The following is a 10853-nucleotide window of genomic DNA, read 5'->3' as shown; positions in this document are numbered from 1 at the left end:
AATGAACTGACATGAGCATGACCCCCGAACAGGCCGCCTGGTTCCACCAGACCTTCGACCGGCTGGTGCAGAACATCGACAAAGCGGTCCAGGGCAAGCACGAGGTCGTCTCGCTGGTGCTGTCCTCGATGCTCGCGGAGGGGCACGTGCTGCTCGAGGACGCGCCCGGGACCGGCAAGACGAGCCTCGCCAAAGCGCTCGCCGCAACCGTGCAGGGCACGAGCTCCCGTATCCAGTTCACCCCCGACCTCCTGCCCTCCGACGTCACCGGCGTGACGATCTACGATCAGCAGACGCACCGGTTCGAGTTCCACAAGGGCCCGATCTTCGCTTCGATCGTGCTGGCCGACGAGATCAACCGCGCATCGCCGAAGACGCAGTCGGCACTGCTGGAGGTCATGGAGGAGTCGCGGGTCACCGTGGACGGCGTGACCCACGAGACCGGACGCCCCTTCCTCGTGATCGCGACCCAGAACCCGATCGAGCAGGCGGGGACGTACAAGCTCCCCGAGGCGCAGCTCGACCGATTCCTCATCAAGACCTCGATCGGATACCCCGACCTCGCGGTCACGGAGAGCATCCTCGCCGGTGCCTCCAACCGCAACCCGTCCGCGGGGCTGAGCGCGATCATCACGATGGGTGCGGTCGCGGACATGGCCGATCTCGCGGCGACGGTGCACGTCGACCCCGCGGTGCTGCGGTACGTCGCCCAGCTCGCCGAGGCGACGCGCAACGATCCCGCGACGCGCCTGGGCGTGTCCGTTCGCGGCTCGATCGCGATGGTCCGCATCGCGAAGGTCTGGGCGGCCGCGCACGGGCGTCACTTCGTCCTGCCCGATGACATCAAGACGCTGGCACGTCCGACGTGGCAGCACCGTCTGATGCTGGATGCCGAGGCCGAGTTCGCCGGCACGACCAGCCAGACCGTGATCGATCGCGTGCTCGACTCGGTCGCGGCTCCGCAGGCGCGAACGGCGGCCTGATGGTCGCCGAGGCACCCTCGGCGCCCGATTCGACGCGCGAGGCCGGATGGCAGGACGTCGCCGCTCTGATCGGGGTGCGCGTCCTCGCGCGCCTTCGCCTGATCACCGCCGCCGTCCGGCCTTTGGCGTGGGTGCTCATCGCGGCGTCGGCCGGCTCGTGGATCGTCGGGCAGGTCGCGGGATGGTCCGAACTGACGATCGTCGCGATCGTGCTGGCCATCACGGTCGGGTTGTGCGCGCTCTTCCTGATCGGTCGCACGGCGTACGACGTGTCCCTCGACCTCGCGCGGACGCGCGTCGTCGTGGGTGAACGGGCCGTCGGCGCCCTGACCCTAGCCAACCGGGGTTCGCGGGCCATCCTGCCCTCCCGCATCGTGCTCCCCGTCGGCGCCGGTCGCGGCGAGTTCGGCATCCAGCGCCTCGCCCCCGGCGAAGAGGCGGAGGAGCTCTTCGCCATTCCGACGCAGAAGCGCGGTGTCGTGAAGGTCGGCCCCGTCAGCGTCGTGCGCGGCGATCCGCTCGGCCTCTTCGAACGCGCGCACCGCCGTGACGAGCCGGTCGACCTCTTCGTGCACCCGCGTACGGTGCTCTTCGACGGACAGTCGCTCGGTTACCTGCGCGACCTCGAGGGTCTTCCCGCCGCGGATCTGTCGCGCGACGACGTCTCGTTCCACGCCCTGCTCGAGTATCAGCCCGGCGACGACCTGCGCCACGTGCACTGGCGCTCGACGGCGCGCACCGGGACGATGATGGTCCGCCAATACGAGGAGACGCGTCGGTCGCATTTCGTGATCGGCCTCTCACGCTCCAGCGGGGATTACGACACGGCGGAGGACTTCGAGCTCGGCATCTCCGCCGCGGGCTCCATCGGACTGCGGGCGCTGCGTGACTCGCAGCGCGTGGACGTGCGGGTGCAGGGGCGAGAGCTCCCCGCCGGGACCGGCAAGCAGCTCCTCGATTCGCTCGCGGCGCTCGAGGCCAGCAAGCCGCGCGAGGGCGGCCTGGCGAACCTTGCCGGCGTCGTGTCGGCCACGATGCCGCTCGCGAGCGTCGTGGTGCTCGTCTGCGGGTCGAAGGTGCGAACCGAGGACTTGCGCCTGGCCTGCTCGCGACTGCCGTTCGGTGCCCGCGCGCTCGCCGTCGTCACGGACACCACGGCCTCCGCTCCCACGCTGCGCCGCATCGGCGAGGCTGACGTGATCACGATCGGCGCGCTCGAGCAGATCCCCGCGGCCCTGTCGAAGGTGCTCGCATGACCGACACATCAGCTGCACGCTCCGTGATCGCGCCGCGCCGGTGGATCCTGGACCTGGGAGCGACGGCGCTGCTCACCGCGACCGCATTGGTCGGCTTCTGGCCGACCTTCGCCGGGGCCTCCTTCCTTCCCGCGGCGATCGGCGGGATCCTGCTCGGCCTCGGCATCGCCGCACTCGCCGCCTGGCGCCGGTGGGGCATCCTCGTCGTGACCGGCCTCGTGATCGCCGCCTATCTCGTCTTCGGCGGTGCCCTCGCCCTCCCGTCCACGACGATCCTCGGTGTCATCCCCTCATTGCAGACCCTGCAGAGCCTGGTGCTGGGCACGGTGACCGCGTGGAAGCAGATGCTCACCACGGTCGCACCGGTCGCCGCCGCCGACGGCCACCTGATCGTGCCTTTCCTCCTCGCGCTCGTGACCGCGACGGCGACGGCATCCCTCGCCCTGCGTCTGCGTCAGGTCGGGTGGGCGCTGATCCCTCCGGCGGTGCTCCTGATGCTCGTGATCGCGCTCGGCACCCCCGAGCCCGCCTTCCCGATCGTGCAGGGGATCGTGTTCGCCGTCGGCGCGACCGCCTGGCTCGCCCTGCGCCAGATCTGGGCCCCCCAGAACAGCGCCGTCTCGGTCGGTCAGGTCGATCCGGCCCGTGCGTCCCACATGCGCATGCGTCGCCTGCTCGCCGGCGCCGGCGTGCTCGCGGTCGCCGTCGGCGCGGGCGTGGCGACGAGTGCCGTCGCGGCGCCGGCGGAACCCCGCCATGTCTTCCGCGACGCGATCATCCCGCCCTTCAACGTCCGCGACTACCCCAGCCCGCTGCAGTCGTTCCGCAAGAACGTCCGCGACGACGCCTCCGACACGCTGTTCACGGTCGAGGGACTGCCGCGTGACGCGCGCATCCGCACCGCGGTCATGGACGACTACGACGGCATGGTCTACAACGTGGCCGACGGTGGCCCGACCTCGACCAGCGCCTTCACTCCGCTGCGCTCCGACATCTCACCCGATGCCGAGGGGATCCCGGTGACGCTGCGGATCGCGGTCGGCGAGTATCGCGAGGTGTGGCTCCCGGTGGCCGGAGAGCCCACCGAGATCCGCTACTCGGGCGACCGGGAAGACGAATTGCGCCGCGGCACGTACGTCAACCCGTCCACCGGAACCGCTGTGGTCACCCCGAAGCTCCGCCGCGGGGACGAGTACACCGTCGACGCGGTGATCCCCACGATCCCCGATGACGACCAGCTCGCCGAGGTGGACTTCGGGAAGGTCGCGCAGCCCAAGCAGAGCAACGTGCCCGAAGAGCTCGCCGCGCTCGCGGCGGAGACCGTGGCCAGTGCGGAGTCGCCCATCGAGCAGGTCCGGGCGCTGGAGGCCTTCCTCTCCGAAGGCGGATTCTTCAGCCACGGACTCGAGGGCGAGGTGCTCTCGCGCGCCGGGCATACGTCGGAGCGGATCACGACGCTCATCGGCGGCGACCAGATGATCGGCGACGACGAGCAGTACGCCGCGGCGATGGCGCTGCTGGCCGGCGAGGTCGGCATCCCCGCCCGCGTCGTGATGGGCTACTACCCCGAGGAAGAGGACTCCGGCCAGGCGGTCTTCACCGCGACCGGTGACGACGTGCACGCGTGGGTCGAGGTGAATTTCGACGGCGTCGGCTGGCTCCCGTTCGACCCCACCCCGCCGGAGGATCAGGTCCCGAACGACCAGAACACCAAGCCCCGCACGGATCCGCAGCCGCAGGTCCTGCAGCCGCCGCCCCCGCCGCAGGAGCCGGTCGACCTGCCGCCCACGCTGCCGGAGGATCGCGAGTCCGAGGACGAGTCGATCAACCTCGCCGGCATCATCGGGACGATCCTGCTGATCGGGGCGATCTCGCTCGCGATCATCGCCCTCCTGCTGTCTCCCCTCATCCTGATCGGCGCGTGGAAGGCCGCCAAACGCCGTTCGCGACGCACCGCCGCCCGCCCGGCCGACCGCATCAGCGGCGGGTGGGAGGAACTGACCGATCGTGCAGTCGACTACGGGGCGCGCCTGGAGACGGGGGGAACGCGACCGGAGGAGGCCGCGGCCGTCGCCGTCAGCCTCGACGTCCCGCGGGTGACCGTCCTCGCCGAGCGCGCGGACGCCGAGGTGTTCGGGCCGTCGGATCCGACACCGGAGGACGTCGAGGCGTTCTGGACCGAGGTCGAGGAGATCGTCGGGTCGCTGGGCGAGCGGGCCGGGTTCTGGAAGCGCATGAAGGCCCGCCTGAGCCTGCGCTCGCTCCTGACCGGATCGGCGATCTCGTCCGGTCTGCGTGGACTCCGCGACGCCGCCACCGCGCGTGTCCGCGGCGGATCCGGCACGATCGAGGGGAAGGCCGCGAGCCAGTCGACGTCCGAGGAGAGTGAAACGCCATGACGGAGGATCCGTCCGCACCCATCGCGCCGATCTCTCGGCGCGCAATCGCGTACGTCATCGACGCGTTCATCCAGACGGCGCTGGTTTTCGTCCTCATCGGCGCGGTCATCGTGACGGCGACGGTCGTGGGCCCGCAGGGCATGCTCACGGCGCTTCTGATCGGCGGGATCATCGCCGCGCTCCTGATCCTCGGCTGGCTCGTGATCTACACCCTGATGCAGGCGGGCCGCGGCTCGATCGGCATGCGGGCACAGGGACTCCGGCTCGCCACGGCGACGGGCGACGCCCGCCTGGGGTTCGGTCGGGCTCTCCTGCGCAACATCGTGTTCTGGGCGGCGTGCGCGATCGTCGTCGGGTACTTCACCCCGCTGTTCGACGGTTCCGGCCGCTTCCAAGGGTGGCACGACAAAGCGGCAGGTGCGCTCATGCTCAACGCGAACGCGAACGCGAACGCGAACGCGAACGTCGCCTCGGCGCAGACGGCGAAGACGGATGCTGCTCCCGCGACGACGAAGCCGGATGCCGCTGCACCGGCATCCGCGGACATCGCTCCCGCGGCGCAGGCACCCGCGACCCGCCCGGCACCGGCGCCCGCGCCCGCGCCGAGCAGCGCACCTCCGGTCGCCTCGACGGACCAGGGGGCGCTCATCGCCTTCGTCCCCGGGGTCAGCCGGAGCTCCGCAGTCCGGGAAGACGCGCCCGTGGCGCAGACGGGCGCCGACGAACTCGACGCGACCGTCCAGGCGCCGCCCGCCGCGACCGCGGCGCCGCCCGCACCGTCCCGCCCGGATCCCGCGGCGCCGCCCGCACCGTCCCGCCCGGATCCCGCGGCGCCGTCTCCGGCCCTGATCGCGCCGGAGCCCGACGACATCGAGGACACGCGCATCAGCATCCCGGGTCACCGACTCGTCTTCACGTGGGACGACGGCACCCGCACCTCGGTGTCGCGACGCACGATCTTCGGCCGCAACCCGACGCCCGAGGACGGGGCGGTGATCGTGTCGGTCCGGGACGAGACGCTGTCGCTGTCCAAGACGCACTTCGAGGCCGCAGCCGAGGCGTCCGGGGGATGGGTGCGCGACCGCCATTCCACGAACGGCATGACCCTGGTCCGCGACGGGCAGCGCATCGCGTGCCCGGCCGGCCAGCGCGTGACCGTCCGCCTCGGCGACGCGATCGAGATCGGCGACCGCATCGTGACGATCGGCGGTTACGCGTGAGGCCGGCGCTGGTCGTCTCGACCGGCTCCGCGACGCACGCGGGTCTGCGCCGCGCCCTGAACGAGGACGCGCACTTGGCGAGCGCGCCCGTGTTCGTGGTCGCCGACGGGATGGGCGGGCACGAGGCGGGCGAGCGCGCCAGTGCCGCGGTGATCGCGGAATTCGCGACGTCGGTGGGACGCACGTCGCTTCACCTCGACGACGTGCGTCTCGCCCTCGCGCGGGCCCGGGTCGTCGTCGAACGGCTCTCCCTCTCGGCGGACGGGCGGGCGGGCACCACCCTCAGCGGTGTGGTCATCGCAGCCGTGGACGGGATGGGGTACTGGCTCGCGGTCAACATCGGCGACTCCCGGACGTACCGGCTCGCCGACGGCGAGCTCGAGCAGATCAGCGTGGACCACTCGGTCGTCCAAGAGCTCATCGAGACCGGTGAGCTCACCCCGGAGGCAGCCCTCACCGACCGGCGCCGCAACATCATCACGCGTGCCATCGGCGCGAGCAGCACGGGGGACGCCGACTACTGGCTGTTTCCGGCGGAGCTCGGCGACCGGATCCTGGTGTGCTCGGACGGTCTGACCTCCGAGATCTCCGACGAGCGGATCCGCGCGGTGCTCTCGAGCGTGCCGGACCCGCAGGAGGCCGCCGACGTCCTCGTCGGTGAGGCGGTCGAGGCCGGCGGGCGCGACAACATCACCGTGGTCGTCGTGGACGCCGTTTCGGTCGCCTCGCGCCCGGGCACGCTTCTCGAGACCGATTCGGACATGGACATGGACACGCGTCCGCGGGAAGCCGCAGGAGGAGTTCGCTGATGCACACGACCTACCGACCGGGCCCGTGGTACCTCATCGCCCTCCCCGGTGTCCTCGTCGCCCTGCCGCCCGAGACGCCGGCGGACGTCGTGCGCACACTCTGGGACCGGATGCCGGACCAGAGGTCGCTCGCGACGGTCCTCGACGTCCTCGCCTCCCACGCGGGCGGTGACTTCGCCGCGCTTCCCCCGTTCGTCGCGGCGGTCGCGGATGGGACCGATCTGCGCATCGCGCTGCGCGGCGACGTGTCCGCGCACGTGGGCACCGCCGGGGGAGTGCAGCACTTCTCCGGCGCCGAGCTGACCACGTGGAGCGAGAGGTTCGTCGGCGGTGCCACCCGCGTGGAGATCGCACTGGGTGGGGGTGGCGACGGCATCGAGCTCCCCCTCGGGAGTGGGGTCGTCCATGCCGCGGCGGCGAGCGCGGACCTCGAGGAGTCCCGGCCGGCCGCGGCGCCCGTGGTCGCGCGCGAACCCGAGGTCGAGCGCCCTGCCGCCCGGGAGCCGGAGCGCGCGCCCGAGCCGGAGCCCGCACGTGCACCGGAGCCGGAGGCCGCGCCCGAGCCCGCACCCGTGTCGGAGCCGGAGTCGGCGCCTGAGCCGGTGCCCGTCGAACCCTCCGTCCCCGACGCCACGCTCCTGCCGAGCGAGGTCACGCTGGCTCCCACGAGCGAAGACTTCGACCAGCTGTGGGGTGCGACCGTCCACTCCGCGCCGGTCGCCGGCGTCGAGCGGGCCCCCGCAGCCCCGGCATCCGCTCAGGGCGACCACGACGGTGCGACGATCTCCGTGTCCGAGCTGCGGGCGCTGCGCGAGCAGGCGCCCCCGGCGAGCGACGCGCCGACGGCGATCCTCCCGGTCGTCCCGGCGGCGAGCGGGCGCGTGCGCGTCTCCACCGGGCAGGTCGTGACGCTCGACCGCACGGTGATCATCGGTCGCCGGCCCCGAGCCGCGCGCGCCGGAGGCGCGAACCTTCCCCACCTCATCGCGGTCGACAGCCCGCAGCAGGACATCTCGCGCAGCCACCTGGAGATCCGTCCCGAGGGCGACACCGTCGTCGTGATCGACCTGCACACGACGAACGGGTCGACACTGCTGCGCAGCGGCGCCGAGCCCGTTCGCCTCCACCCGGGCGAACAGACGATCGTGCTCTCCGGCGACGTCGTGGACCTCGGTGACGGTGTCGAAGTCGTCTTCGAGGATCTGCCGTGAGCCGGCCGCCGTCCACTCCGCCGGAGCTGCCCGGCTTCCGCTATGTGGAGCCCCTCGGCACCGGCGGGTTCGCCGACGTCTTCCTTTACGAGCAGCAGATGCCACGCCGCGAAGTCGCGGTGAAGGTGCTTCTCGCCGACCGGATCTCCAGCGGCGCCGCGCAGGAGTTCGCCGACGAGGCCAACGTCATGGCGATGCTCTCCACGCACCCCGCGATCGTCACGATCTATCAGGCGGGCGTCGCGGGCGACGGCCGACCCTACCTCGTGATGGAGTACTGCCCCCGGCCGAACCTGCAGCAGCGTGCCCGCAAGGAGACGTTCTCGGTCGCCGAGGCGCTGCGCGTCGGCATCCAGGTCGCCGGGGCCGTGGAGACGGCGCATCGCGCGGGGGTGCTGCACCGCGACATCAAGCCCGCGAACATCCTCGTGACCGCGTACAACCGGCCGGCGCTCACCGACTTCGGCATCGCCTCCACGACGGGCGCGACCGGAGAGGCCGCGGGGATGTCCATTCCCTGGTCACCGCCGGAGTCCTTCGCCGAACCTCCGCAGAGCGGACCGCGCACCGATGTGTGGGCCCTCGGTGCGACGCTCTACACGCTCCTCGCCGGGCGCTCGCCCTTCGAACGGCCGGGGGAGCGCAACTCCAGCGCCGACCTGATCGAGCGGATCGAGAACGCGGCGCTGACCTCCACGGCGCGCCCCGACGTCCCGGAGAGCCTGGAACGGGTTCTCGACCGGGCGATGGCGAAGCGCCCGGACGATCGTTATCCGAGCGCCGTCGCGTTCGCGCGCGCTCTCCAGAAAGTGCAGATCGAGCTCTCCCACTCGGTGACCCCGATCGACATCGTCGACGACCACCCGCCCGCGGAAGACCTCGACGATGACGGCGACGGTCTCACGCGGGTCCGCGAGATCGTCAGCATCGACCCCGACGCGGGCTTCACCCGCCCGTCGGCGACCACGCAGCGCAAGGGCGGCCCCGCCGTCGCGGCGGATGTCCCGCGGTTCGATGCGCCGCCGGTCACGGCGGCGGGCGACACGGGCGCGGTGGACGACGCCACGCAGATGCGGGCCCCCGCGACCCAGACGCCGGCGACCGATGACGAGCGCACTCTGCTGCGTCCGCCGCGAACCGTCGCGCCGTATCCCGCACCGCCGACCGAGAGTCCCATGGTCGTTGCGTCCGCTCCGCCGCGCCCGACGCGGAAGGGTCTGTGGATCGCGCTGTCCGCAGCGGCCGCCGTACTGGTCGTGATCGGCGGCATCGTGGGACTGAACGTGCTGGCCTCGACGATTTCGACGCCCCCGGAGACGGTCGAGACGTCCGAGCCGCAGGATGTCGTCTCGGACTTCGTGCCGAAAGTGGCGGAGCTGACCGGATCGCGGCAGGGCGAGGTGATCGTCTTCACGTGGCTGAACCGCGACCCGCAGGAGGGTGACACGTTCATCTGGAGCCGGGTCCAGGTCTCCGGCGAGGTCGACCCGCAGCAGACGGAGGAGCCCGTGGCACAGCTCCCCGTCGCGGAAGGCACGGTGTGTGTCGACGTGATGCTGCGCCGGGACGACGGCCGCGTCTCCGAGCCCGTGCGTGGGTGCGTCGACGGATGATCTGGGACATCGCCGAGCAGAAGTCGACGATCGAGGGTCTCGATGCCGAAGGTCGACCGGATCCCGCGTACGCGCAGGCCCTTGGACTCCTGCGTGCGCCGTTCGGGCGCCGTGCACTGGCCTTCGCGGTGGATGTCGGGATCTGGGCGGTCCTTGCACTTCCCCTCCTGATCGGCGCCGTGCCGCTCGTGGCCAAGCTCGCGACCGGTGCGATCTCGCCCTACGGCTTCCTCAATCACCCGGACTTCCTCCTCGCCGCCGTGACCGCGGGCGTCTCGACGCTGCTCGGCGTGGTGTACCTCGTGGTGCAGCTGATCCTGCACGGCGTGAAGGGCGTGACGATCGGCAAGGCCGCGGCCGGCATCCGCAGCGTCAACGTCCGCACCCTTGAGCGGCCCCGCGTCGGTGCGGTCTTCGTGCGCTTCGTGCTCCTGATCGCGAGCGGGATCATTCCCCTGCTGGGTCCGGCCTTCCTGCTGGTCTCGCCCACGTTCGATCCCGAGGGGCGCGGCCGGGGACTGCACGACAAGGCCACCGGAGTCTGGCTCGTCGATGTGCGACGCGGTCTGAACCCGTACGACCAGAAGCGGATGCGCGTGGCGCGCAAGGTCGTGAAGGCGGAGCCGACCCGGGGCCGCTCGGCACTGCCGTCGCTCGCGACGCCCGCGGATCCGGACGCGCAGCCCGAATACCGCCCGGCCGGTCGCGTCAGCGCCGGCGTCATCGGAATGGCCCGTCCGCACGACGCCCGCGATCGACCCGCGATCGGTCTGGCCACCGCGGCTCCGGCTGCGACACCGCTCGAGGTGCAGCCCGGCACTCCGGTGCTGGGCGGCTATCGCGAGATCGTGCAGGGACAGGAACCGACGGATGCCGCGGCACTGCCGACGGCACGGGATACGGAGTCCGCGCCGGCCGGTGCGCTCGGGTCGGACCCCGCGCCCGACTCTGTCCCCGAGCCGCCGCTCGCCCGCGAGCCGGAGCCCGAGCGTGCACGTGAGCCCGAGCGTGCACGTGAGCCCGCCCGTGCAGCGGTCTTCGGGCTCGTGTTCGACTCGGGCGAGAGGATCGCGATCGACGGCGCCGTGCTGCTCGGGCGCAACCCCGACGCGGCGGATCACGCCGGGGCGCGCGCCGTCGCGCTGGCCGACGACAGCAGGTCCCTGTCCAAGACCCACCTGCTGGTGCGGTCGGTCGCGGACGGTGTGGAGATCACCGACTGCGGTTCGACGAACGGCTCGGGGTTGATCCGGGCCGGGACCGAATACGCGGTGGTCGCCGGGACACCGATCCTCACCACCGAGGGGGACTCGGTCAGACTCGGCGACCGTGTGGCCGCAGTGGTGCGGCTGTGAGCCGTCA

The 10853-nt window shown here is 71.8% G+C and carries 8 protein-coding genes; all 8 read left to right on the top strand.

The genetic code is table 11. The features are described 5' to 3' along the window. The first annotated feature begins 11 nt into the window (after positions 1–11). From AB0P18_RS12570 to AB0P18_RS12535, 8 genes are read left to right on the top strand one after another with little or no spacing between them, the layout of a single operon-like run. Positions 12–983: a MoxR family ATPase gene (locus AB0P18_RS12570; RefSeq protein ID WP_344055247.1), complete on the top strand. Its 972-nt coding sequence runs from the start codon at positions 12–14 to the stop codon at positions 981–983. Next, entirely contained in the window at positions 983–2239 is a 1257-nt protein-coding gene (locus tag AB0P18_RS12565; protein ID WP_363360297.1) for a DUF58 domain-containing protein, read from the top strand. Before AB0P18_RS12570 ends, AB0P18_RS12565 begins: the two co-directional genes overlap by 1 nt. Beyond that, positions 2236–4638 carry a DUF3488 and transglutaminase-like domain-containing protein gene (locus tag AB0P18_RS12560; RefSeq protein WP_363360296.1) on the top strand — a complete coding sequence of 801 codons (2403 nt, stop codon included), beginning with the start codon at positions 2236–2238 and terminating at the stop codon, positions 4636–4638. Before AB0P18_RS12565 ends, AB0P18_RS12560 begins: the two co-directional genes overlap by 4 nt. Next, positions 4635–5858 (top strand): RDD family protein, encoded by a 1224-nt coding sequence (locus tag AB0P18_RS12555; protein ID WP_363360295.1) that lies wholly within the window; start codon positions 4635–4637, stop codon positions 5856–5858. The genes AB0P18_RS12560 and AB0P18_RS12555 overlap by 4 nt, the downstream gene beginning before the upstream one ends. Then, positions 5855–6667, top strand: coding sequence for a protein phosphatase 2C domain-containing protein (locus tag AB0P18_RS12550; protein WP_344055239.1), 813 nt, complete (start codon positions 5855–5857; stop codon positions 6665–6667). Before AB0P18_RS12555 ends, AB0P18_RS12550 begins: the two co-directional genes overlap by 4 nt. Beyond that, positions 6667–7878: an FHA domain-containing protein gene (locus AB0P18_RS12545; RefSeq protein ID WP_363360294.1), complete on the top strand. Its 1212-nt coding sequence runs from the start codon at positions 6667–6669 to the stop codon at positions 7876–7878. The genes AB0P18_RS12550 and AB0P18_RS12545 overlap by 1 nt, the downstream gene beginning before the upstream one ends. Continuing rightward, complete coding sequence (locus tag AB0P18_RS12540) at positions 7875–9491, top strand: protein kinase (RefSeq protein WP_363360293.1); 1617 nt, start codon at positions 7875–7877, stop codon at positions 9489–9491. Before AB0P18_RS12545 ends, AB0P18_RS12540 begins: the two co-directional genes overlap by 4 nt. Beyond that, positions 9488–10846, top strand: coding sequence for an RDD family protein (locus AB0P18_RS12535; protein WP_363360292.1), 1359 nt, complete (start codon positions 9488–9490; stop codon positions 10844–10846). Before AB0P18_RS12540 ends, AB0P18_RS12535 begins: the two co-directional genes overlap by 4 nt. Positions 10847–10853: the final 7 nt, after the last annotated feature.

It is taken from the genome of Microbacterium sp. NPDC064584, from assembly GCF_040687315.1.
GTDB lineage: Bacteria > Actinomycetota > Actinomycetes > Actinomycetales > Microbacteriaceae > Microbacterium > Microbacterium lacus.
This window is presented reverse-complemented; position numbering and strand designations above follow the sequence as displayed.